General features: G+C 41.4%; 27 protein-coding genes and 1 pseudogene. 13 read left to right on the top strand and 15 right to left on the bottom strand.

All coding sequences use genetic code 11. From position 1 onward, the window contains the following. The first annotated feature begins 129 nt into the window (after positions 1-129). Positions 130-1077: a homocysteine S-methyltransferase family protein gene (locus DC094_RS13630; protein ID WP_116687652.1), complete on the top strand. Its 948-nt coding sequence runs from the start codon at positions 130-132 to the stop codon at positions 1075-1077. Positions 1078-1151: 74 nt separating this feature from the next. On the opposite strand, the gene DC094_RS13625 is transcribed toward DC094_RS13630, so the two are convergent. Beyond that, positions 1152-1757, bottom strand: coding sequence for an acetate uptake transporter (locus DC094_RS13625; RefSeq protein ID WP_241504051.1), 606 nt, complete (start codon positions 1755-1757; stop codon positions 1152-1154). Positions 1758-1894: 137 nt separating this feature from the next. Between DC094_RS13625 and DC094_RS13620 the strand changes: the two genes are divergently transcribed. Next, a complete protein-coding gene (locus DC094_RS13620; RefSeq protein WP_133245555.1) occupies positions 1895-2416 on the top strand; it encodes a hypothetical protein in 522 nt (173 codons plus the stop codon). Between the two features lie 20 nt (positions 2417-2436). On the opposite strand, the gene recG is transcribed toward DC094_RS13620, so the two are convergent. Beyond that, on the bottom strand, positions 2437-4533 hold the full coding sequence (recG, locus tag DC094_RS13615) for an ATP-dependent DNA helicase RecG (protein ID WP_116687774.1): 2097 nt from the start codon (positions 4531-4533) through the stop codon (positions 2437-2439). 76 nt (positions 4534-4609) lie between these two features. Here recG and DC094_RS13610 point away from each other — a divergent pair, with 76 nt between their 5' ends. Next, on the top strand, positions 4610-4963 hold the full coding sequence (locus DC094_RS13610; protein WP_133245554.1) for a hypothetical protein: 354 nt from the start codon (positions 4610-4612) through the stop codon (positions 4961-4963). Beyond that, a complete protein-coding gene (locus DC094_RS13605) occupies positions 4960-5292 on the top strand; it encodes a hypothetical protein (RefSeq protein ID WP_116687649.1) in 333 nt (110 codons plus the stop codon). The genes DC094_RS13610 and DC094_RS13605 overlap by 4 nt, the downstream gene beginning before the upstream one ends. A 145-nt stretch (positions 5293-5437) precedes the next feature. On the opposite strand, the pseudogene DC094_RS13600 reads toward DC094_RS13605, so the two are convergent. Further along, positions 5438-5608 (bottom strand): annotated as a pseudogene (locus tag DC094_RS13600) (rubredoxin). A 154-nt stretch (positions 5609-5762) separates the two neighbouring features. Here DC094_RS13600 and DC094_RS22275 point away from each other — a divergent pair. Then, positions 5763-6005 (top strand): hypothetical protein, encoded by a 243-nt coding sequence (locus DC094_RS22275; RefSeq protein ID WP_170114598.1) that lies wholly within the window; start codon positions 5763-5765, stop codon positions 6003-6005. Here DC094_RS22275 and DC094_RS22880 read toward each other — a convergent pair. Next, a complete protein-coding gene (locus DC094_RS22880) occupies positions 5896-6153 on the bottom strand; it encodes a hypothetical protein (protein WP_116687773.1) in 258 nt (85 codons plus the stop codon). The genes DC094_RS22275 and DC094_RS22880 overlap by 110 nt on opposite strands. Between DC094_RS22880 and DC094_RS22720 the strand changes: the two genes are divergently transcribed. Then, entirely contained in the window at positions 6098-6220 is a 123-nt protein-coding gene (locus DC094_RS22720; protein ID WP_255420909.1) for a hypothetical protein, read from the top strand. The genes DC094_RS22880 and DC094_RS22720 overlap by 56 nt on opposite strands. A 27-nt stretch (positions 6221-6247) precedes the next feature. Continuing rightward, positions 6248-7081, top strand: coding sequence for a hypothetical protein (locus DC094_RS13590; RefSeq protein ID WP_116687648.1), 834 nt, complete (start codon positions 6248-6250; stop codon positions 7079-7081). Here DC094_RS13590 and DC094_RS13585 read toward each other — a convergent pair. From DC094_RS13585 to DC094_RS13575, 3 genes are all read right to left on the bottom strand, one after another. After that, positions 7078-7236 (bottom strand): rubredoxin, encoded by a 159-nt coding sequence (locus DC094_RS13585; RefSeq protein WP_116687647.1) that lies wholly within the window; start codon positions 7234-7236, stop codon positions 7078-7080. The two genes, DC094_RS13590 and DC094_RS13585, sit on opposite strands and share 4 nt — an antisense overlap. A 43-nt stretch (positions 7237-7279) precedes the next feature. Next, on the bottom strand, positions 7280-7546 hold the full coding sequence (locus DC094_RS13580; protein ID WP_241504049.1) for a hypothetical protein: 267 nt from the start codon (positions 7544-7546) through the stop codon (positions 7280-7282). A 1021-nt stretch (positions 7547-8567) separates the two neighbouring features. Then, positions 8568-8735 carry a rubredoxin gene (locus tag DC094_RS13575; protein ID WP_116687645.1) on the bottom strand — a complete coding sequence of 56 codons (168 nt, stop codon included), beginning with the start codon at positions 8733-8735 and terminating at the stop codon, positions 8568-8570. A 111-nt stretch (positions 8736-8846) separates the two neighbouring features. Here DC094_RS13575 and DC094_RS13570 point away from each other — a divergent pair, with 111 nt between their 5' ends. Both DC094_RS13570 and DC094_RS13565 read left to right on the top strand, forming a co-directional pair. Further along, positions 8847-10121 carry a bifunctional O-acetylhomoserine aminocarboxypropyltransferase/cysteine synthase gene (locus tag DC094_RS13570; protein WP_116687644.1) on the top strand — a complete coding sequence of 425 codons (1275 nt, stop codon included), beginning with the start codon at positions 8847-8849 and terminating at the stop codon, positions 10119-10121. Between the two features lie 63 nt (positions 10122-10184). Next, on the top strand, positions 10185-11372 hold the full coding sequence (locus DC094_RS13565; protein WP_116687643.1) for a hypothetical protein: 1188 nt from the start codon (positions 10185-10187) through the stop codon (positions 11370-11372). Between the two features lie 464 nt (positions 11373-11836). Here the strand turns inward: DC094_RS13565 and DC094_RS13560 are convergent, their stop codons facing one another. Then, the gene (locus DC094_RS13560) at positions 11837-12946 is read right to left on the bottom strand and encodes a hypothetical protein (RefSeq protein WP_116687642.1); all 1110 of its coding nucleotides are present in this window, start codon (positions 12944-12946) and stop codon (positions 11837-11839) included. Positions 12947-13402: 456 nt separating this feature from the next. Beyond that, positions 13403-14827 carry an aminotransferase-like domain-containing protein gene (locus DC094_RS13555; protein ID WP_116687641.1) on the bottom strand — a complete coding sequence of 475 codons (1425 nt, stop codon included), beginning with the start codon at positions 14825-14827 and terminating at the stop codon, positions 13403-13405. A gap of 186 nt (positions 14828-15013) precedes the next feature. Between DC094_RS13555 and DC094_RS13550 the strand changes: the two genes are divergently transcribed. After that, positions 15014-15238, top strand: a complete 225-nt coding sequence (locus tag DC094_RS13550; RefSeq protein ID WP_116687640.1) for a DUF1127 domain-containing protein — start codon at positions 15014-15016, stop codon at positions 15236-15238. A gap of 15 nt (positions 15239-15253) precedes the next feature. Here the strand turns inward: DC094_RS13550 and DC094_RS13545 are convergent, their stop codons facing one another. The 3 genes from DC094_RS13545 to rph all read right to left on the bottom strand — a co-directional run bounded on the left by DC094_RS13545 (position 15254) and on the right by rph (position 17795). Next, positions 15254-16249: a hypothetical protein gene (locus DC094_RS13545; protein WP_116687639.1), complete on the bottom strand. Its 996-nt coding sequence runs from the start codon at positions 16247-16249 to the stop codon at positions 15254-15256. A 72-nt stretch (positions 16250-16321) separates the two neighbouring features. After that, positions 16322-16978, bottom strand: coding sequence for an orotate phosphoribosyltransferase (pyrE, locus tag DC094_RS13540; protein WP_116687638.1), 657 nt, complete (start codon positions 16976-16978; stop codon positions 16322-16324). A 100-nt stretch (positions 16979-17078) separates the two neighbouring features. Further along, positions 17079-17795: a ribonuclease PH gene (rph, locus tag DC094_RS13535; protein WP_116687637.1), complete on the bottom strand. Its 717-nt coding sequence runs from the start codon at positions 17793-17795 to the stop codon at positions 17079-17081. Between the two features lie 228 nt (positions 17796-18023). Between rph and DC094_RS13530 the strand changes: the two genes are divergently transcribed. Next, positions 18024-18890, top strand: a complete 867-nt coding sequence (locus tag DC094_RS13530; protein WP_241504048.1) for a YicC/YloC family endoribonuclease — start codon at positions 18024-18026, stop codon at positions 18888-18890. Positions 18891-18967: 77 nt separating this feature from the next. On the opposite strand, the gene DC094_RS21875 is transcribed toward DC094_RS13530, so the two are convergent. Next, positions 18968-19276, bottom strand: coding sequence for a hypothetical protein (locus tag DC094_RS21875; protein ID WP_133245553.1), 309 nt, complete (start codon positions 19274-19276; stop codon positions 18968-18970). Between the two features lie 709 nt (positions 19277-19985). Here DC094_RS21875 and DC094_RS13520 point away from each other — a divergent pair. Next, a complete protein-coding gene (locus tag DC094_RS13520) occupies positions 19986-20738 on the top strand; it encodes a hypothetical protein (RefSeq protein WP_116687635.1) in 753 nt (250 codons plus the stop codon). A gap of 218 nt (positions 20739-20956) precedes the next feature. Next, complete coding sequence (locus DC094_RS13515; protein WP_116687634.1) at positions 20957-21991, top strand: DUF1186 domain-containing protein; 1035 nt, start codon at positions 20957-20959, stop codon at positions 21989-21991. 12 nt (positions 21992-22003) lie between these two features. Here DC094_RS13515 and DC094_RS13510 read toward each other — a convergent pair whose 3' ends face one another. Both DC094_RS13510 and DC094_RS13505 read right to left on the bottom strand, forming a co-directional pair. After that, complete coding sequence (locus DC094_RS13510) at positions 22004-22297, bottom strand: transcriptional regulator (protein ID WP_116687633.1); 294 nt, start codon at positions 22295-22297, stop codon at positions 22004-22006. A 155-nt stretch (positions 22298-22452) separates the two neighbouring features. Beyond that, positions 22453-22665, bottom strand: a complete 213-nt coding sequence (locus DC094_RS13505; RefSeq protein WP_116687632.1) for a hypothetical protein — start codon at positions 22663-22665, stop codon at positions 22453-22455. Between the last annotated feature and the right edge of the window lie 79 nt (positions 22666-22744).

The following is a 22744-nucleotide window of genomic DNA, read 5'->3' as shown; positions in this document are numbered from 1 at the left end:
AACTAAAAAACAATAATCTCTAGAATTATCATTAACTTTCTAATTGATTGGTTTTTTTGTGATAGCACCAGCTAGCTGATTAATAAAGTGGCTGATACACTCCACTTCCGTTGTTAACCGATAAATATAATGCCTCAAACCAGTTTTTCTTCCTTTTTGGAAAACTCACATAAATTGCTCGTCGAAGGCGCAATCCTGCAAAGACTGCAGCAAGCACCTGGCGTTGAATTATCCAGCCAGTTTGCTCATGCCTGTGCCATCTACGACAGCAATGGCAAAACCCGGTTAACTAACTATTACCGCCAATATTTAGATATCGCCCAAGATTATCAATTACCGATTTTACTCGGTAGTGCGACTTGGCATGCCACCTCAGAACGGTTAGCCGAAAGTGGTCAAGATCCGGCGCAGGTGAATCAAGACAATGTCGATTTTATTCGCCAGCTTTCAAAACCTTATGGTGGAAAAGCTTGGTTAGGTGGCATTATGGGTTGTCGCTTCGATACCTATTCTGCAGAGCAGGCACTGAGTGCAGATCAGGCTGAATTTTATCACCGGGAGCAAGCAGAAATGTTGGCTCAAACTGATGTTGATTTTCTGCATGGCGTTACCTTGCCTGCAACTAGCGAAGCCATCGGCCTTGGCCGGGCAATGGCCGCTACCGGTAAAGACTATATTCTCAGCTTTGTATTGCGCAATGATGGCCGCTTACTTGATGGCAACAGCCTAGAGCAAGCAATTGCCGAATGCGAAGCCGATTCAGCTAAATCGCCAATATGCTATTTCGTTAATTGCACCCATCCGCAAGCATTACGATTGGCATTTTCAATGTCTGAAAATATTCCGCTGCTGCAAGATCGTTTATGGGGCATTCAAGGTAATAGCTTCACGCCACCTGCACTGGAAAGCGCTAGCGACATCGAATTGGATGAAGTTTCACCAGAAGAATTCGCCAGAGAAATGCTCGCATTGCATAGCGATTTTGGTTTAAGGGCACTCGGTGGTTGTTGCGGCACCAACCAAATGCACCTTGAAGCAATTGCCAGAGGTTTGCCGTTAGCGGCGATGGCATCATAATTTTTCTTCGTTGTAGCTCACCTTTGAGCCGACCTTGATTCGAGGTCGATTCAAAAGAGAGCTACAACAGTAAATTACGCAGCTTTTAAGGCAATCTTATTTTCTGCAGGCGCGCTCCCCATCGGCAACACTTCTCGGCCCCATACTTCATTCACCACCAAGGCAGTCGCCTGATACATCGCGCTCAAACCGACCACAATGCCATCCCAGCCAGCCAGTCGACCAATTAGTTCAGATCCAGTGAAACTCTGTAGCGCCAATAAGCTATAAAGCACCACCACCATGGTGAAGACAAAGCGGGTTAGCTTATCCATTTTCAATGCGCAGATTAAAAATCCCAAACTCATTAATCCCCAAGCAACCGAATAACAGCCCATGAACCCATCAGGTGTTGGGTCGGCCCAGCCTAAACGCGGGAACATCATTAAACCGATTAAAGTCCACCAGAATAGGCCATAAGAGATAAATGCCATTACGCCAAAAGTATTGCCACGACGAAACTCCAACATACCGGCAATGATCTGTGCCAAGCCACCATAAAAAATACCCATGGTCATTAGCATCGCGCTAACCGGAAAAAATCCAGCATTAGAAATATTAAATAGTAAAGTCGTCATGCCAAAACCCATCAGCCCTAAAGGCGCTGGGTTAGCTAACGGTTGACTTAAATGGTTGTTCACTAAAATTACCTTGGCTCTGTTAACACTACATAAAATTCACTGGATGAGTGTATGCCGATAGATTTGTCTGACCATGACTTGGCTCAGGAGTAAACTGACATCACAAATTTGCTGTAGTGCGCGTCAAAACAATTCATTTGAAAAGAATTTCAATTGACGAAACTGAGAACTGGTTTACGTTTATAAAAGATCAGAACTTCCCGGCTGGTAATCAAGATATGGATATCGCTCAGCAAGTGAAACTGTTTCGAAAAGCTCTGACATCTATCAATGTCTATGAACTCCAGTTCTCCCCTCTAAAAGGCTTTCCTGCAGATTGCTGCGAAATCGCTTCTTATCTTTTGGCAAAGTTTTTAACCGAAGAACTCGGCTTGGAAAATGTCATGATGGTGCGAGGTGAAAACCCACATGAAATTACCCAGCGACACGTTTGGCTAAAAATTGATGGTATGGATATCGATATTACGGCCAATCAATTTCCTACTACCAACAAAATATTTTTTGTAGAAAATAATAGCCAGTGGCACAAACAATTTAATGTTTTCGAAGAACTCACAGGTGATTTTGATTATTTATATGATCGGTATGAAGACCAAGTTTCAACGGATTACTTGCTTATTTTAAGTAACTTAAAATCATTCTCAGCTATAACTATTTAAATCTAAAAAATACCAACAGTTTAAACCACACCATATTGCTCTTTCTGACCCAACCAACGTCGGATTAACGTTTCAACCATTTGCGGCTGGCTCTGCGTTTGTTGCATAAATTGTTCGCTAGCCGATTTTACTGCCGGTAATAATTCTTGATCTCGCAATAAATCAGCAATTTTTAAACTAGCTAATCCAGTTTGTCGGGTACCAAGCACTTCACCCGGGCCGCGTAATTCAAGATCTTTTTTGGCAATAACAAAACCATCGGTAGATTCACGCATCACAGCTAATCGTTCACGGCTTTGCTGTGATAGCGGGTTGGAATACATCAATACACAATGGCTTTGCTGGCTGCCACGACCTACTCGGCCGCGTAACTGGTGCAATTGCGCCAAACCTAACCGCTCCGGGTTTTCAATCACCATTAACGTCGAATTCGGTACATCAACACCGACTTCAATCACCGTGGTGGCAATTAATAAATTTAATTGATTGGCTTTAAATTGTGCCATCACTTCAGCTTTTTCAGCCGATTTCATTCGGCCATGAATTAAACCAATTTTTAGGTCAGGCAAGGTTAAACGTAGTTGCTCGGCGGTGGTTTCTGCCGCCTGACACTGCAAGACTTCGGATTCGTCAATTAAGGTACACACCCAATAAGCCTGCTTGCCTTGCATGCAGGCGGTATAGACTCGATCAATTACCTGGGCGCGTCGAGTATCTGCCATAACAACAGTATTAATTGGCGTTCTACCGGGTGGCAATTCATCGATAACTGAAGTGTCTAAATCAGCATATGCAGTCATCGCTAAGGTTCTTGGAATCGGTGTAGCCGTCATAATCAGCTGGTGCGGTACTAATTTGCCATCGACCCCTTTTTCTCGAAGCGCCAATCGCTGATGTACGCCAAACCGGTGCTGCTCATCAATTACTACCAAAGCCAAGGATTCAAAATTAACCGATTGCTGAAATAGCGCATGGGTGCCAACAATAATTCTTACTGTTCCATCGGCCACTTTTTGTTCCATCTGCTGACGGGCTTTGCCTTTTAATTTACCGGCAATCCAACCCACTTCGATACCTAACGGCTCACACCAGCTTTTGAAATTTAAATAATGCTGCTCAGCCAGAATTTCGGTCGGTGCCATTACCGCTGCCTGAAAACCACTATCAACTGCTTGCATGGCAGCTAATGCGGCAACCACCGTTTTGCCTGAACCGACATCACCCTGAACCAACCGAAGCATTGGCAGGCTCTGGCTTAAATCCGCTGCAGCTTCGTTAGCCACTCGCTGCTGGGCACCGGTGAGTTGAAAGGGCAGGTTTTGTTGAAATTGAGTCGCCGCTTTACCACCCCTAGCTAAGGCTGGTGCTTGATGGATTTGAATCGACTGGCGCACGCGCAGCAAGCTGAGGTTATGTGCCATCAGCTCTTCAAAGGCCAGCCTCTGTTGTGCCGGGTGAGTACCTGCAAGTAAATCCATCACAGGCATATCGGGCGAAGGTCGATGAACCGCTAATATTGCTTGGCGTAAATCAGGTAAGTGGAACTGGCGGCGAATATTTTCTGGCAATAATTCTTCTAGTAATTGGCCTTTTTGCAATCGGTCTAATGCTTGGTCAATCATGCTGCGTAAACGGTTTTGATTAATGCCTTCAGTGGTGGGATAAATCGGCGTTAAGCTTTGTTCTAAAGCAGGATTCTCATCTTCTTTTAATACTCGATATTCCGGGTGCACCAACTCTAATGAATAAGGTCCGGGACGCACTTCACCATAAGCCCGCAATTGCTTGCCCGGCTGCATTGATTTTTTCTGGTTGGGATTAAAATGGAAAAAACGCAGCGTTAAAAGCCCGTTTTGATCTCGAATCCGACACAACAAAGTACGCCGCTTACCAAACTGAATCTCAGATGAAACGATTTCGCCTTGCACCACCACGTGATCCATCGGCCTTACCGCAGCTATCGGTGTGATTCTTGTTCTATCCTCATAACGGAGCGGCAAATGAAACAACAAGTCTTGCAAACTATGCAAACCGAGTGATTCTGCTAGCTTACTCGCTAGTTTGTCGCCGACCCCTTTCAAAGCGGTCAAAGAATGTGATGATGGAAGCTCTGTCACCTGGTTCAATCCAGCGCTAGAAGAAGGTTTGGAAAGTTTAACTGGTTAAATGTCCAGTAGCAAAGGAATGCGATCTTTGAAAAAACTAGTGATTAAGGATTTGAAAGCTGGTGATATTCTAGTGCTGACTCATATAGAAATAACTTCTGAGGATCAGATTTCTGGCTTTTCACAGCACTGCGCTCTGTGGGTAGATGATCCCAGACCAATAGTTCATTCAGTCGATGAGACTCCAACATATGCATGTAATGGAATACTTCAACAACATGCTAGATATCTTAATAATAAAAAAATAGTAGTTATTAGAAGCCTTCTTCCCAATTTAGGGCAACAAGTAGCAGCATATGCGATTAATTGGGCAGTAAAGAGTGATCCTCACCTTGATTCTTATAAAAGTCAATTCAAACAAGAAATTTTAGAAAAAAAATGATGCGGAAAGATGACACACAAAGCACCCCATTAAAAACTCCTTTTGGCACTGATGCTTTCGCAAAATTACCTTTAATCAAAGAAGAAGATCGTGCTTGGAATGGCACCGCATGGTTTAAAGCCTACCAAGCTTACATTAGAGCTGAGTTAAATCTTCCTATAAGTGTAAACAAAGGCGTTTTTTGTTCTCAGTTTGTTAGTTGTTGTTATCAGGCTGCTGCTATTAAAATTATGCTTTCAGATAAAAAATACGTATCGATAGTGCTATTCAAATGCGATCCAAAAGAGATACCTTTCACCTTTCAACAAAGAAAACACCAAGCGCATTAACAAAATCAGTTATGGATTATTCAGATAGTGCTAGAGACGCCATGCCAAAATCACTTCTTTTTCACGCAAAAAAAACCAGTATTGGATATATGTTGGATTACTTGCTTGAAAGCGAGGAATTTACAGTTGTCGGGACATTGAATCTTTAATCACCGACCTCCACCATTTCAAAATCACTCTTACCCACGCCACATTCTGGGCAGCACCAAGCTTCAGGAACATCTTCCCAGGCAGTTCCCGGTGCAATGCCGTCTTAAGGTAAACCTTTCTCTTCATAATAAATAAAACTACATACCAGACATTTCCAACTTTTCACGACTTTTCCTCAATAAACAATTCAATAAGAAATTCAGAAAACATCAAAGCAGCTCAAGCATCTATTTAATTCAATGCATTAAAATCACATAAAAAATCTAGGAAGATGCCTCTGCGAATACCACATAGCAGGTCTGAAGTTCTGGAGAACAACAATGAAACTTAAGACTCAATCCGTTCACACCGGATTTCGGCCAGACCTAACGACTAAGGTTGTTGCAACTCCTATCGATCAAACTACTTCTTTCTTCTTTGATAACACTCAACCGAGCGCTGGCTTATTTGATCTCAAATCCGACATAACAAAGTGCGCCGTTTACCAAGCTGAATCTCAGATGAAGCGATTTCGCCTTGCACTGCTACATGTTCCATCGGCCGAAGCGCAGCTATCGGTGTGATTCTTGTTCTATCCTCATAACGAGGCGGTAGATGAAACAACAAATCTTGCAAGCTATGCAGGCCGAGTGATTCCGCCAGCTTGCTCGCTAGTTTGTCGCCGACCCCTGTCAAAGCGGTCAAAGAATGTGATGATGGAAGCTCTGTCACCTGGTTCAATCCAGCGCTAGAAGAAGGTTTGGAAGGTTTGGAAGGTTTGGAAGGTTTAACTGGTTAAATGTCCAGTAGCAAAGGAAGGCTCTTGATGGAAACAATTAAAATTTCAGATCTACGCCCCGGTGATATATTACTTACGAGTTATTATCACATTGCAGATGAGACTGAGCTAGTCGATAAAGTCAATCATTGTATGCTGTGGGTTGATCATGAAAAAAACATTGTTCATGCTACAGATGGATCACCAAATTATGCTTTAGATGGCATATTTCAACACTCATCTAGTATTTTAAATAAACAACCTGCGTATGTTATTCGATGCGTAGACCGAGCATTGGCTATACAAGCCGCAAAATATGCGATTGGGTGGTCAATAAAAAGTGGCTTTGAATTTGAAAATTATAAAGATAAACACAAAAAAAGGATTATTGAAATTCAAGAACAAAGAAGAGAGCATAAAGAAGCAATACCGCTAGAGACGCCTTTTGGTTATGCTCGATTAGTTACCGTATTATCAGATCAAGATATTGATATATCATGGTCTCCGCCTGCCTTCTTTAAAGCTTATCAAGCTTATATTCGAGCTGAATCAAAAGTCCCTCTAAGTAAAAACAAAGGTGTTTTTTGTTCGCAATTCATATTAACCTGCTATCAAGCTGCTGCTATTAAAATAGCAATTTCTAAAAGAAAATTTAATATTAATAGTGCAATTGAAACTCAAGCAATGCGAGACCCTCATCATTTATCAAATAAAAAATCAAAATCAGAACTCATAATGAAAATACATGAAAGTACAGCTAGATCATCAAAAGCCATCCCTGATTATTTACATGTTTATGCTAAAAAATCTGATTTAGAAAAAGTATTAAGGTTTTTTTTATCTAACGGTGATTTTGTATTCATGGGAAGGGTTGAGCCTTAATCTATCTCAAAGTCACCCTTACCTACACCACAATCTGGGCAGTACCAGTTTTCAGGCACATCTTCCCAAGCCGTTCCCGGAGCAATGCCGTCTTCAGGCCAACCAGCGGCTTCGCTGTAGATAAAACCACAAATAATACATTTCCAACTTCTCATTAGATCTCTTCATTAAATTTTAATGCGCTGGACCACTAAAAAATTAGTCATTTCGAATCCGACATAACAAAGTACGCCGCTTACCAAACTGAATCTCAGATGAAACGATTTCGCCTTGTACCACCACATGATCCATTGGCCGAAGCACAGCTATCGGTGTGATTCTTGTTCTATCCTCATAACGGAGCGGCAAATGAAACAACAAGTCTTGCAAACTATGCAAACCGAGTGATTCTGCTAGCTTACTCGCTAGTTTGTCGCCGACCCCTTTCAAAGTGATCATAGAATGTGATGATGGAAGCTCTATCACCTAGCTCGATCCAGCGCTAGAAGAAGGTTTGGAAAGTTTAATTGGTTAAATGTCCAGTGGCAAAGGATGCTGAAAGTGCCGAAAAGAAATCAATCAATCTCAGCTGAGACCTGGTGATATTGTCATCCAGTTCCAAGGAATAATCCCAGCAACCCAATCTGAATATGCCCCAAATGCATGGCATTGCATGCTATGGGTTAGTAATGGACTCGATGATGAACGTCCAGTAGTTCATTCAATAAACCACACCTTCAGTTTTCCTGGGAATGGTATTTACGACAAAGCACTCGACGGGTATTTGTTGGTTATCCAGCTGTTGCTTATCGCTTTGACAACCATGAGATAGCTGAAATAGCTGTCGAGTATGCTTGTAGATGGGCAATATCTAGCAGGGAGGGTTTTACTTCATACAAAAAAAACAAACGTTATATTGAAGATAAAGTAGCTAAGCAATCTGATCCAGAGAAAGGGATTCCCCTCAAAACACCATTTGGATATAACCCATTAGACACACTTATCGATCTTAATGAACACGAAAAATTATGGCAACAGAAAGCAATATTAAAAGCTTACCAAGCTTATTGGAGAGCTGAAGCAAGGCTTCCTCTTAGTAATTACAAGGGTGTTTTTTGTTCTCAATTTATTCTATCTTGCTTTCAGGCAGCATCTATTAAACATGGATTATCTATAAAAAAAATATCATCAATTATTAGATTTGGAGCTTCTGTAAATAGCGATAATTTTTCCTTTTCTCTAGTGAAGCCAAATCTAAAAAAAACCATGATCATAGGCCATTCTATGGCCATTGATGAAAGCACTCCAGAATGTTTTAAAATATTTGCTAAAAAAAATAGTCTTGCGGTAATGGTTCATTCTCTTATTAAAAATAAAAGCTGCCATTACTTAGGTATTATAAAATAATCGAGGGTGTTGCATTCTTTTTGATTAATAGCATCAAATTAAAACTTAGCTTCCATCCTTATAGCGCATACGAATTAATAGAATACAACCAAGTCAAGAGTCACCCCACCTCAACCATCTCAAAGTCACTTTTACCTACACCACATTCTGGGCAACACCAATCTTCAGGAACATCTTCCCAAGCAGTTCCCGGAGCAATGCCGTCTTCAGGCCAACCAGTCGCTTCGCTGTAGATAAAACCACAAATAATACATTTCCAACTTCTCATTAGATCTCTCCATCAGTTGCATAAAACAATTCTCAGCTAGTTTAGCTAAGTCACTGGAAAATCGGGTAAGATGCCTTCGCATAGTAGATCAGAAGTTCTGGAGAAAAAACAATGAAACTTGAGACTTTGGCTATCCACGCTGGATTTCAGCCAGATCCAACCACTAAAGCTGTCGCAACGCCTATTTATCAAACCACCTCTTTCGCCTTTGATAGCACCCAACATGGCGCAGATCTGTTTGATCTTAAAGTACCCGGTAACATCTATACCCGGATTATGAATCCGACCCAAGATGTATTGGAACAGCGGGTTGCTGCAATGGAAGGCGGTGTTGCTGCATTGGCTTTTGCTTCTGGTATGGCGGCGATTACTGCCAGTATTCAAACACTGGCCCGTGCTGGCGATAATATTGTTTCTGTCAGCAAATTATATGGCGGCACTTACAATCTATTCGCCCACACTTTTCCACAGCAAGGGCTCGAAGTTCGTTTTGCTGCACCTGAAGATGTCGATGGTCTGGCAGCACTGATTGATGACAACACCAAAGCGGTATTTTGTGAGTCTATCGGCAACCCTGCTGGCAACATTGTCGACATAGGTGCATTAGCACAAGCAGCCCACAGCAAAGGCGTACCATTGATTGTGGATAACACGGTTGCCACACCGGCATTGTGTAAACCAATTGAACATGGCGCAGATATTGTGGTGCATTCCCTGACCAAATATATGGGTGGCCACGGCACCAGCGTTGGTGGAATTGTTGTCGATTCAGGTACTTTCCCATGGGCAGAAAATGCCAAGCGTTTTCCAGCGTTTAACCAGCCAGACCCTTCTTACCATGGTGTGGTTTATACCGAAGCATTCGGCCCTGCTGCTTATATTGGCCGCTGTCGTGTGGTGCCACTGCGCAATATGGGTGCTGCGATTTCACCATTAAACGCATTCCAGATTATGCAAGGCATTGAAACACTTAGCCTGAGAATGGAACGCCATTGCCAAAATGCTAAAGCCGTCGCCGAGCATTTGAAAAAACACCCTGCGGTTGAATGGGTGAATTATGCAGGTCTGGAAACCGATTATTTCTATCCGCTGGCCAAGAAATATATGAACGGCCACGCATCAGGCATTTTAAGTTTTGGTATTAAAGGCGGCGCAGCTGCCGGTGCTAAATTTATTGATGCGCTGCAACTGGTGGTTCGGCTGGTCAATATTGGTGATGCGAAATCACTGGCATGTCATCCAGCAACCACAACTCACCGCCAATTAAATGAAGAAGAATTGAAAGCTGCTGGCGTGGGTGCTGACATGGTTCGGCTTTCAATTGGTATCGAACATATTGACGATATTATTGCTGATATTGACCAAGCACTAGCTGCAGCGAGTTAATATGTGAAGCATGCCTCGCAGCCAGCCTAATCAAGCTGGCTGCTTTGATAGAGTCGGTCATCTGTGCCAATCTTCATTCATAATTATCAAGATTATGGGTTAGGTATGCCTCTAAGAAGATTACTTTGTTGCTTTGGTTGTTTCAAAAGCTCTGAAATAGAAGATGATTCACAACCAGAACAAGTAGAGCTTAAACCTCATACTTACCTTCCGATCCATCCAAATCTTATTTCAACATTTTCCGTTCAAACGGCAGCAATCACCAATCAAGAACATGCTACAAAAAAAATTGAAAGACATGAAGTTAAGTTCCCTAATTTTTTAGTATCAGCATCAAACGATCGAATGGAATTAAGCTTAATGTATTCTCAAATCTTTTCTGAGAAAAAATCGATGGAACAAACCTTGGAAAGAAAAGCTAAGCAGTCATGGGAAATGTTGACAACAATAAATTTAGAAGAATATAGTGAAACAGATCTTTGCGATGATATATACCATAGAAACATTACAAATCTTGGTATAGATACCACTCCTTATTTTGCAGAAAATGAAAGTATAGAAATGGATTTTTATTTATCTTTCAGAGGGATGTTTACATCACATAGCCTTAAAATAAAACATAAATCACGTGGCTTAGTAAATTTAAGACCTTATTCAGAATTCGATAAAGAAATGAAAAGCAAACCATTTATTCATATTATATCTAACGAACCAAAATTGATTCATTCTCTTTATAGAGTTTATTTAAATTTTAAACGCACAGAAATAAGCAAAGTTTTATGTCATCTATCTGTTTTTATGAACAGTTCAGAAAATAAAAGCCTCCATTGCAAGTTTTCAATTCAAAAAAGATTTTCTTCTTTCATAAACCATACACCGTGCGATAAATTAGTAGGCTATTGCACTTCATTTAAGCAAGCAAAAGAACTCTGTGAACATTTCTCAAAAAAACCTACGCTTTTATATGAAGACATTCCAATAATTTCCTCTACAATACCTGGAATTGACTTAACTGGATATGGAGTCACTCTTAATTTAAAGAGTTCTTTAAAAGAAGTAGCTTATATTCATCCTAAAGCAGTTTCATGGAGCAGGCTGATGGCTATTATTTTTTATAATTGCTTTATTTTTTTAAGGCTTAATTTTTTGTATCAAATGAATTATGATACATATAGAGCTTTAATTATTTTAGTTATTGTTAAGTTAAATATTAATCCAATGATTCTTTATCAACGTTTAACTGACAGTTAACATTTCACTGGCCAACTCGCCTAACTTTTCAACTGCTGTAATATCTTTAATTTCATCAAAGCTGCCATAGCAAAATCGAAAATAATGACTGTATTTATCGCTGACACTAGACATTGACCTCAGTATATTTAATACGGCGGTTGAAAACTCAAGTGCATTGATAGATTGAGACAACTCGACTTATAGCAATAGCACGAAGTTCGCTTTACTTCATCTCAAGATATCGATAGTCAACATCGTAATACCAAAGCCGTATCTTATGATTCTACCGCCAATTCAGCAAGCAATGTTGGTGATGCGAAATCACTAGCTTGTCACTTCGCAATCACTGCTCACCATCAATTCCGATATGGTTCGTTTATCTATTGATATCGAGCATGTTGACCAAGCACTGGCTGCAGTTAGTCAATATTCAGTATTTAAAAGCCCCTCACTATTTTAGTAGTGAGAGACTTTTTATAAAGTTATTTTTGATCTTTAAAAATAAGAAAACGCTCATTTCCATAATCACCAACAATCAAACTATCATCAACAAAAGCACAAGACGAGGGGTTGCTAGCTTCTAACACTACGTCTGCTGGCGTAAAATTATTTTTTGGAAAATTATTCCAAATCAAAACTCTATCATTATTGTTATCAGGTACACAGATTTGCTCACTGTTTGCATTAAACTGAGAATAGCCAAAACTCAGCACTCTATTATCGATATTTTGGTCCGGCTGGCCATCTTGATTAGTATCATTTTCGGTATTGGTCGTAAAACTTGCTTGTCCCAATACAACATCGGCAGGCTGAAAATTCTGATTAGGAAAACTATTCCATATCAAAACTCTGTTGTTATTATTATCTTGAATAATTAATCGTTTGCCATCAGTCCAGACAGCTTCTGTGTTATCTAATGTTCTAGCTGTTGGCTTAGCATCTGCAACACCGTCTTGGTTATCATCATTGGCAACACAACTGGTGAAACTATTTTGGCCTAGCACTATGTCAGCAGGTTGATTATTAGCGATTATAGGTAAATTCCAAATCAATACACGGTTAGTATTAGCAACGACTAAATGATTTTCACTAACTGAAATATCATCAGAAAATCTCAGTTGATTTGAACATTCACTAAAGTCACCACCACCTAATTTAAACGCTGATGTGAGTTGACCACCTGAAGTAATCGGATTGTTAAAAACAGATATGCCTGCATTTTCTACAAAAAACTGGCTATTGTTAGCTGCAACACTTCCCGTGATTCTTACATCATTAATTTGGCTGACAATAAAAATTGGTTCGGGTAAGTTTGAGTCTGGTACAGCATTAAAAGCGAGCAAACTATTGATATTGTCATTTGGAAAATAAACGATTCCGTTGTGACTGTAGGGACGGAAATAAGGTTCGTAAACATCTGAATCTAAATTATCTGGCAATGTATATTGGCTAATTACTGCTGATGCTTGCTGCCCAGATGATAACAGGATTGTTGTATTTGACGATTCTTCAGTTGTATTTTCTTTTTTACAACTAGTCAGTCCCATCGCTATAACAGTGACAACAATAACAGTTGATAATTTTTTATACATTCTTACTTATCCTTCTTTATTATTAAATGCAAAACTTACATTAATTATTATCATAACATCTATAGTCTACCAGACTACCAGTCTACCATATGTTAAAATTATTAATAATTAAATCTATTTAAAGATCGTGCGATTAAAAAATATCTCTAGAGGTTTTCTATTTGTTTGCTTGATTGCTGTTAATTTGATCGATAAAAACTTCAACAATACCTTCAAACTCTACCAACCTTGCAATGATTTTGCTCAGATTACATATCAACCTTCTCTTTTCGAGTAATTAAACATCTCTGGCCTTAACAGCTAATCTTTCTTGCTACTTCAATCAAAAACTAAACATTTCAATTCACTTTCAGTTATTTAAAACATACGTGAGGCTCATAGAAAAATACCGAAAAGGAGGATTTCAACCTTTTGACAAACAAATCATCAGAAAGATCCTTTAGAATGATCAAGATCTTATAATTTCGACAATCCATAAGCCAATTCACCTAACTTTTCAACTGCTGCAATATCTTTAATTTCATCAAAGCTGCCATAGCAAAATCGAAAATAATGACTGTATTTATCGCTGACGCTAAACATCGGTCCCGGTGCAATACTAATCCCTTGTTTAAGGGCCGCAGTCGAAAGCTTAAGTGCATCGATAGATTGAGGCAGCTCAACCCACAGCATTAGCCCGCCTTTTGGGCAGCTGATTCGAGTGCCTTTAGGAAAATATTTACGAATAAGGTCTTTTACTAAATCTCGCCGGTGGGCATAAAGCTGTTTTACCCGGCGAATATGCCGGTCGTAATGGCCACCCTCTAAAAACTCTGCCATCGCCAGCTGCGGCAGAGTTGCACTATTTAAACTGACAATATATTTCTGCTGTTCAACCTGTTCAAAATATCGCCCTGGAATAACCCAACCCACGCGAACACCCGGCACAACTGACTTTGAAAAAGAAGAGCATAAAATCACTCTGTCTTCTGTATCAAATGCTTTAATCGCTTTTGGCCTACCGGGACGAAAATCTAGATCTGAATAAATATCATCTTCAATCAGCGGTACATCATGCAGATTTAATAAATCGATAATTTTTTTCTTATCTTCATCTGGCATTAAATAACCGAGCGGATTTCCAAAATTCGGCGTTAAAACACAGACTTTTATTGGCCATTTTTCCATCGCCAATTGTAATGCACCAATACTAATACCCGTGGTTGGGTCGGCTGGAATTTCGAGCGCTTGCAGTCCCATCGCTTCAATCATCTGAATAATTGCGTAATAGGTGGGTGAATCAAAAGCGACAATATCGCCCGGCTGGGTCACCGCTTGCAATGCACAGCAAATTGCTTCCTGACAACCAGAAGTAATAATTAATTCTTGTGGCAATACCTTACAGCCACCATCAATCATTCGCCGGGCAATTTGTTGCCGCAAACTATCGACACCCTGCAGCGCACCATATCCCAAACTAATTGGGTTGGCTGAACGCGCCAGTCGCGATAAGGATTTTTTCAGTGGATTAAGCGAAGAAAGGGTTAAATCTGGTGTCGCTCTGCCAAACAAATGAGGGATTTCATCTGGATCATGATTGGTTGAATTAAGTGAAATTCGCCATTGTGACAAACCACAAGGAATAATTTTACAACCCGGCTTACGAGGCAATTGCGTTTCTAGTACCGCATCGCTACTGACATAAAAACCAGATTTGTTTTTAGCCTCAACCCAACCTCGTCTTTCCATCAACCAATAGGCTTGCTGCACCGTTGAGATGCTGACCTGCTTCTGATCGGCCAAACTGCGCAATGAAGGTAGCTTTTGCCCGGCATGCCAGCGCCCCTGCTCAATCTGTAACAACAGTTCTTCAGCGATAATCTGGTAGCGTTTCTTGGCCATGACTTTTCCTGTGCAGCAACAGCTGAATATTAATCAGTACAGATTGATGTTTTTTTATCCAATACAGAATAGGAAGTTACCTGTCTGTATTGGTTTAAATTCTATTTTTCTGAATCTGTAATGGTGATAGTGAATCACTCAGACTGAATTTACCAGCTAGCCATAAGCAAACTCAGGAGATTCAGCATGCATTCACCAGCCGTTGTTAATTCATCAGAACTCAAACAACCCGCCATTGAAAGCAGCCATCAACCGGTGGTCAAAGGGTTATTTGATACTATTAAGCTCTGGTTTGCCCGCGCTCAACAGCGGCGGCAACTGGCTCAGTTGAGCGATCAATTGTTGAAAGATATTGGTCTGGAACGCACTGCGGCCCTCAAAGAGAGCCGCAAGTGGTTTTGGCAGGCGTAGTGTTAATCGGTAAAACTAGTTAGCACTTAATCGATCTTGGAAAATGGCCGGTAAGATTTTTACTGAATCACTGGAACACAATCGCTCACCAACAATCGAGGCCTTACAATGCGCTTCCATTACGATCCAGGTTTCTTGCTTTTGCGAAACCTGGGTCAGCATCATTGAAACACTTTCGCTCTGATTAGGCTGGCGAGTAATCAGCAAACCGTCTTGTTGCACTTCCAATGGCTCTGTGGCTTTTTGCTCAACAAAGCGAACCGCTTTCTGCCACAACTTCTGGCATTGGTTCGGGGAGAAACAGCTCACTCGCTGCGAAGGATAACGAATAAATCTGTGTGGTTCTCGTTCCCGAATCTGCTGAAAGCGAACAATATCTTCCATGTGACGTGAACGAATCTGTGATTTTTCAGCCTTTTTCTTTTCAATGAACGACTGGCTTTCAGCAATCTGACGGCGGGTATCGTGAATATTTCTGGTTAAGCTGGCGGGAATCGCTTTACCGGCACGTTCTAGATTGGCAGCATTAGTCAGAAAGTCAGTTGCCTGATCATTCAACCGGCCTATATTGCCTTGGGTAACGTTAATTTGAGTTTCCAGATTGCCGAGCTTTTTCAACATCGAATATAAGATGTCCTGCACGCTGGTATAAGTCGAAGTCAGAATGGCATCAAGACGGCTCTGCTCTGCTTTCTTTTTGGTGGCCTTGGCCTGCAACAACTTAGCTTGTCGTTTGGCATCCTGTTGAGCTTTGTATTCTTGGCGAGTCAGTGCTGCTGCAATTTTTTTTAGCACCATGCCATTTTCGTTAATAATTTCATAACCTTTGGCGGCATACTTGGGCGGAATAGTATAGTTAATTACCGTACGACCACCTTCGTCAATATAACGATAAAACCTTTTTCTCTCTGCTGATGCGGGTTGCGCCAATAGCAAACCAGCCAATCCAACAAGCAATGCCTGTCGTATCAGAGAAAATCCAAATCCTGTTTTTTTGTTTATTTTGGTCATATATTCCGAGCCTGGGTTCCGCCTGGGCACATGCATAGTATTACTCTAGACATTAACGCACTGCCGTGCCGTTCATTCAACTGCTATGCCGTATCGTTCACGATATGCATCAATAGATGAAAGAATATCAGCTTGCGTCGATTGTTCCTGTAAATATTCTGCCAATTGCGAGAGACTCACCACAGAAATCACCGGTGCCCCAAAATCTCGTGCTACTTCTTGTACCGCTGACAACTCGCCTTGACCCTTTTCTTGTCGGTCTAAAGCAATCACCACGCCCGCCAGTTCTGCACCAGCAGCGCTAATCAATTCCATAGACTCTCGAATCGCTGTACCAGCAGTAATTACATCGTCAATCAGCAAAACCTTGCCTTTTAACGGTGCGCCCACCAACTGACCACCTTCACCATGTTGCTTTTTTTCCTTACGGTTAAAACACCAAGGAAGATCTTTATTATGGTGATCGGCCATGGCAATTGCCGTGGTACTTACTAGAGGAATGCCCTTATAGGCTGGGCCAAACAATAAATCATAATCAATTGAAGTCGCTTCAATCGCCTTGGCATAACAACGGCCCAAATGCGCTAACGCACTGCCCGACTGAAACAAGCCTGCATTAAAAAAGTAAGGGCTAACCCGACCAGATTTCAGGGTAAATTCACCAAATTTCAGAACGCCCTGAGAAATTGCAAATTCAATAAATTCTCTCTGATACTGCTGTAAGGCCATTTTACCAAGCTCCGATTTACTTCTGCTTATATTGGATTTTCGATGAAATATGAAATTGAATCATCGAGGTGGCAGCAAAACCACCACCTCGATTAAGCCATTAAAGGCCTAAAGCTTCTTTCTGCACGGCAACTAGGTCGTTAATACCTTTTTGCGCCAGTGCCAGCATATTGCTCATTTCTTCTGCCGAGAAAGGCGCAGCTTCTGCAGTACCCTGAACTTCGATAAAGCCGCCGTTTTCATCCATCACAACGTTCATATCAGTTTCAGCATCAGAATCTTCTGGATAATCTAAATCCAGAACTGGCGTGCCTTTATAGATACCGACCGAGATTGCAGCAACAAAACGCTCCATCGGATTTTTCTTTAACTTTCCGGCTTCAACCATTTTCTGCAGTGCGTCATACAATGCAATGCAACCGCCGGTAATGGAAGCTGTCCGTGTTCCGCCATCGGCCTGAATCACATCACAGTCAACAGTGATCGAATTCTCACCAAGGGTTTTCAGATTGACCGCTGCGCGCAAACTACGGGCAATCAGTCGTTGAATTTCCATGGTACGGCCACCTTGCTTACCGCTAGCCGCTTCACGACGGTTACGGGTATGGGTTGCGCGCGGCAACATGCCATATTCCGCAGTCACCCAACCCTGGCCTTGGCCACGCAACCAACGAGGAATCTCTTCGCTTACTGTGGCATTACATAACACCTTGGTATTGCCAAATTCAATCAGCACAGAGCCTTCGGCATGACAAGTGAAATTACGGGTAACTTTGATGGTGCGAAGTTGGTCTACTGCTCGCTCGCTAGGGCGCATATAAAGATTCCAAGACTATGAATAGGGGATCAAATGCTGCGCAGTATAACGGGTTCTGCCGTTATTGTCGGGTAGGAATATCGGCAATAGAAACAGATAGTCTATTAACCGATAAACCTGATCAAACGCAGCCTATTTCAGTCCAATAAGCTGCTGGGGTTTTCTGCCAAGCCTTAAGTCGATTACACTCCCCAAGTAATTTTTATTAGGCATGGTAAGGGGAACCGTATGACAGTCAGAAGCATGACCGCCTTCGCGAGACATACAGAGCAAGGCGAAGCAGGGTCTGTCACTTGGGAATTAAGATCGGTTAACCACCGTTATCTTGAGATGAATATTAAACTGCCAGAGCAAATGCGAGAGCTAGAAAATGCGCTGCGTGAAAAAATCAAAGCCAAGCTAAGCCGCGGCAAGGTCGATATCTTCCTCAAGTACCAGCTGTCTTCAGGTTCAGAAAGTCTGCAAGTCAATGAAGAAACAGCCAAAGCTTTGTCTGATGCCACTCGAAAAGTACAGTCAATTTTTTGGGACTCTGCCCCAGTAACTGCAATTGATGTACTCAACTGGCCCGGTGTTTTAAAAACCTCATCGGCCACACCAGAAGCATTGCAAAAAGTCGCCTTAGCCGGTTTAGATGCCGCTTTGGACAACATGCTTGAAGCGCGTATGCGTGAAGGCGAAGAAATGAAAAACCACATTTTGCCGCGACTGGATAAGGTTGATAGCCATGTCACAGAAGTGCGCAAACTGGTGCCAGAAATCATCGCCAAGCAGCAAGAAAAAATTCGCGATCGACTAACTCAAATCGTCACCGAAACTAACCCTGAGCGACTAGAGCAAGAGCTGGTTTTATTAGCTCAAAAGCTCGATGTTGATGAAGAAATGGATCGGCTAGTCACTCATATAAACGAAGTTCGTCGCATTTTAACCAAAGGTGGCGTCATTGGCCGTCGCTTGGATTTCCTGATGCAAGAAATGAACCGCGAAGCCAACACACTTTCTTCAAAATCCGCCGCATCAGACACCACCGGTGCATCGGTCGATATTAAAGTGTTAATTGAGCAAATGCGGGAACAGATTCAGAATATTGAATAGAGTTTCTCAGCGTTTATCGCTGTTTTAAAAACACATTAAGCCGCTGTTATTTAAATAAACAGCGGCTTTTTTATTTTCTAGGGTTTTCTTAATGTCTCACTTGGTTTCATAAAAGTGGTGGCAGGAATGGTGACAGAAAACCCGGAAATGAAAACATAGAGCTGTTTTTTCTCTGTATTCTTTTTGTCATCCTGCTGCTCAATATAGCTGCGTAACGCCGGAATTTCCTGATGCCGATTCGTTCCATTCGTCACCACACAGAGCAGCCTAAGAAGGCCATTCCTGTGGTTTAAAGCATAAATAAAACCTGCCGCAAGAACTTTGCCTTTGATGTTTTTTTTCTGTGTGACAAGCGTTCTGTACAAAATGACCGTCAGCTGCTTCAACTTTATATTCTTTAAGTTCAGGAAATTGTTTTAGATAATCCATACCCAAAGCAGACAATGCTTGGCTCTGCAATTTATAGCTTTGTTTTTCTACTGCCTTTACCATTTTCATTCGTCTTTTTGACTTTAAAGAATTAAAATAGTTCGAGTGGCGAATAGCCTCGCCATATATTTCATCGGTGATCTGCAGATAGTGACGACCACTGTGCGCCGAACCTATGCATCGAAGTAACCCATGGCGAATGAAATTGATATCATCGATGCCGATGCATGATCTTTTCCACAAGGGAAATCGTTCAGCAGCAATCGCTTTAATCGTCAAGGTTTCATTCATGCGGTTTTCGACCTATTTAAATAAATGTTAAGCAGGCGATTAAATTTTTTTTGATGGCAAATGCAAGTGTCTTTTTAAAAAAAACTTCATTTATTTGTAGAAGCAATAAATACTCGCTATTTAAGCGCATGGAAAATAAACCGCCATTACTTTCCAAAAAAGTATTGTCTGACTTCTGAGCGACTTTGAAGGTGGTTTTCGTTGAACTATTAACACTTCACTAGATTTTGTTTGGTACGCCCATGAATTAAACACAAGTTTCAAGCCGCATGAGCTAAAAAAAATACCGGAGATCTTTTTTTATTACAAATGATAAGCTTATGTTGTATCGTTGCTTTTGTATTGATTACTCGTTTCAATCAAGGTGGGTTTTTTATGTCAGATTTCTTCAATGGTACTGATTGTACTGTTTATATATGGCTTCCATTTGATATTTCTAGTGCATCAAATAATTCACATGGTGTTGGTGCATATGGCCATGCTGCAGTTCAGATAATCAATGAAAATGACAAGATATCTTCTTCAAATTATGTAAGCTGGTGGCCCGGAAAAGGTGGTGCTGGAATGAGCGATATTCTGCCAGGAAGAAAAAAATCAGCAATCCAATGCACAAACTTCATGGCTGATCAAAAAGCTGAGAGGGTCTCATTTACAGCGATGTCGAGTCTTTCAGCTACATGGCTGCGACAAAATCCTGAAATTGCCGAAAATCCTGATTTTTTTTATGAAATAATTGAAAATAGGCAAGCACATACTTTTTTTGGTGTTCATGAAGTATTATGGGATTATGATTCTAGTGAAGAAGCTCAACTTCTAAGAATTAATAAAATGCTATCTCCTGAATCATTAGGAATTACTCCAAAACAATATAAGCAACCATGGCGAATTAATTTGACTGGTTTAAATCGACAGGCAATGATCGATGAATGGTATAGCATAATGAAAAAAGAGAACTCTCATTATCGAGTGGTAAGAAAGAACTGCGCAACCATCGTTGCGAGAGTTTTACGTGCAGGCGGTATTGGGTATAGCGCAGGTTATTTTAACAGCCATCACCTTCTCTGGACACCACAAAAAATAATGAAAATGTGTCAAAAGCATCAAAAGTATACAGCCAAAAATAGCTAATTATTTCGCTGAACGAGTAATACATCCTTTAAAACTCTGATAGTAGATTTCTTTTGGCAGTATCTACAAAACTGATGCATTTTTTAGTGCAACCTTGAGTTGATAACGGTCATTCAAGCAAAAACTGCTATCGCCATCAATCTGCCAAATTGGCATTTTGCTTCTAGTTGCCGGAAAATAGATGCCCTTATTGAATCAGCAGCACCGAAGAACTCCTTATGACCGTTGAATTGCCAGTTGAAGCCCCTTTTGAAGCCTCAAGCGCTCGGCAGCAGCCGACTCTGCCGTTATCTCTTGATGATCTGATCAAAGAATTGAGCGAGTTTCACCAGAGCTATTATCCAAAAGTAGCCCTGCAACAGGCGATTGATCGTAGAGATGAAGTTACTCCTCGCTTGCTCGATGGCTTACAACAAGCGCTGACCTTGCCACAAAAAGTGATTGATGAAGACGGCACATTTTTGCTGTTCTCTAGCTACCTTCTGGCGCAGTTTGCTGAGAAAAAAGCCTTCCCGCTGTTATTACAACTAGGGCATTTGCCGCTAGGTTTGGCTGCAGATTTGCTGGGCGATATCGTGCCAGATGCCTACCCGCGTATGCTAGCATCGACTTATAACGGTGACCTACACCTGATCAAACAATTGATCGAAGATACCGAAGCTAATCCTTACATTCGTGCTTGTGCTTTAAACAGCCTGGTGACCTTAAATTACCAACAGCAGCTGACAGCTGACCAATTGAAAGAGTATTTGATTCACTTGTTGCAAGGCGGTCTGGAAGGTAAAAAGTCAGTGGTTTGGGGCGAATTGATTCGTTGCTGCGTACTGCTCAATATGCAGTCACAACTGCCAGATATCCACAACGCATTTGAACAGCAACTGGTCGATGAAGATTTTTATAAGCTAGATGATGTCGAAAAAGCACTGCAGCATGGCGCAGGCGATCACTGGATTAATCCAGATGAGCAATATCTGATCAATAATGTATTTGCCGAAACCGAAAGCTGGGCCTGCTTCCAACCAGAACCGCTAAAAGCTTTTGCCAATATTCCCGGCCAGAAAGATGCATTCAAACAAGCTTTCCCTGAATTAGGCGATGACTTTGAAGTCATGGACAAGTTAGCCGCCGCCGCTCCAGAAGCAGCCTGGGCTTCTGCGCCAAAACAGGTGCGCACCGAAGGTCAGAAAATCGGTCGCAATGACGCTTGCCCATGTGGCAGCGGTAAGAAATACAAAAAGTGTTGTATGAATTAATTATCGATCAATTTACAAAATATTATTCAGCACTGAAATATCGGTCGGCACTAACTGCATTTGGATATTAAATGGGCGAAAAGCTTTATTTAATACCATTTGCGTTTGCTGGCCGGTATCGTTTTCAATATCAGATAGTGTACGACGGCTAATCTTTACCAGCTTTGCATATTTATCTTGATTGAATTCTAAATAATCTTTACGCAAATATCTTGACACCTTCCCTTGAGTCATTTCTTTTTTATACAATTTATCGAGTAATTCCAGCAGCAACGCTTCTCGCTCAGCACTGGTTAATTTTTTCATAATAAATTCCAATCTTTCATTTTCTGATCTAGAGAAGATAATCCGGTTGCGGCATGGTTGTAACAAAGGGAAATCTTGCTGATTTTGTGGCAAATGCCCCAGAGATAGCTGGTTAACCCAGATCCAGCGGGCATAATATCTTGCAGAAAGCCGAATCAGTGAGGATTTCTGTGGGGTAACATCAACTGTACCGGTAACCGTAAGCTACACGCATGCAAGTCATCCCGATCCAACTGTGCCACCGCATAATCATCCAAATAACCCAGCGCTACCGGCCCAGCGAACCCACTCTCTGGCTGCAATACATCTAGCTTCGCTGCATCATGCCACTGTCCGGAATGGAAGATCTGAACTGTCAGGCTATTCACAGAGTCACTCGATCAAATTGAGAAGTATATTACTCAAAAACAGCATAACTTTTACTTTATGAGCAAGATACTTCTCATT

The sequence above is a fragment of the Pelagibaculum spongiae genome, from assembly GCF_003097315.1.
GTDB classification, from domain to species: Bacteria; Pseudomonadota; Gammaproteobacteria; order Enterobacterales; family Pelagibaculaceae; genus Pelagibaculum; species Pelagibaculum spongiae.
The sequence above is the reverse complement of the archived record's forward strand: the minus strand, read 5'-3'. Positions and strand labels throughout refer to the sequence as shown.

Excerpts from the sequence above, each read along its gene's own strand:
- DC094_RS13630 (WP_116687652.1), top strand. The coding sequence starts at position 130 with ATGCCTCAAACCAGTTTTTCTTCCTTTTTGGAAAACTCACATAAATTG.
- DC094_RS13605 (WP_116687649.1), top strand. The coding sequence starts at position 4,960 with ATGATGCGGAAAGATGACACACAAAGCACCCCATTAAAAACTCCTTTT.
- DC094_RS22275 (WP_170114598.1), top strand. The coding sequence starts at position 5,763 with ATGAAACTTAAGACTCAATCCGTTCACACCGGATTTCGGCCAGACCTA.
- DC094_RS13590 (WP_116687648.1), top strand. The coding sequence starts at position 6,248 with ATGGAAACAATTAAAATTTCAGATCTACGCCCCGGTGATATATTACTT.
- DC094_RS13585 (WP_116687647.1), bottom strand. The coding sequence starts at position 7,236 with ATGAGAAGTTGGAAATGTATTATTTGTGGTTTTATCTACAGCGAAGCC.
- DC094_RS13575 (WP_116687645.1), bottom strand. The coding sequence starts at position 8,735 with ATGAGAAGTTGGAAATGTATTATTTGTGGTTTTATCTACAGCGAAGCG.
- DC094_RS13570 (WP_116687644.1), top strand. The coding sequence starts at position 8,847 with ATGAAACTTGAGACTTTGGCTATCCACGCTGGATTTCAGCCAGATCCA.
- DC094_RS13560 (WP_116687642.1), bottom strand. The coding sequence starts at position 12,946 with ATGTATAAAAAATTATCAACTGTTATTGTTGTCACTGTTATAGCGATG.
- DC094_RS13555 (WP_116687641.1), bottom strand. The coding sequence starts at position 14,827 with ATGGCCAAGAAACGCTACCAGATTATCGCTGAAGAACTGTTGTTACAG.
- DC094_RS13550 (WP_116687640.1), top strand. The coding sequence starts at position 15,014 with ATGCATTCACCAGCCGTTGTTAATTCATCAGAACTCAAACAACCCGCC.
- DC094_RS13545 (WP_116687639.1), bottom strand. The coding sequence starts at position 16,249 with ATGACCAAAATAAACAAAAAAACAGGATTTGGATTTTCTCTGATACGA.
- pyrE (WP_116687638.1), bottom strand. The coding sequence starts at position 16,978 with ATGGCCTTACAGCAGTATCAGAGAGAATTTATTGAATTTGCAATTTCT.
- rph (WP_116687637.1), bottom strand. The coding sequence starts at position 17,795 with ATGCGCCCTAGCGAGCGAGCAGTAGACCAACTTCGCACCATCAAAGTT.
- DC094_RS13530 (WP_241504048.1), top strand. The coding sequence starts at position 18,024 with ATGACAGTCAGAAGCATGACCGCCTTCGCGAGACATACAGAGCAAGGC.
- DC094_RS13520 (WP_116687635.1), top strand. The coding sequence starts at position 19,986 with ATGTCAGATTTCTTCAATGGTACTGATTGTACTGTTTATATATGGCTT.
- DC094_RS13515 (WP_116687634.1), top strand. The coding sequence starts at position 20,957 with ATGACCGTTGAATTGCCAGTTGAAGCCCCTTTTGAAGCCTCAAGCGCT.
- DC094_RS13510 (WP_116687633.1), bottom strand. The coding sequence starts at position 22,297 with ATGAAAAAATTAACCAGTGCTGAGCGAGAAGCGTTGCTGCTGGAATTA.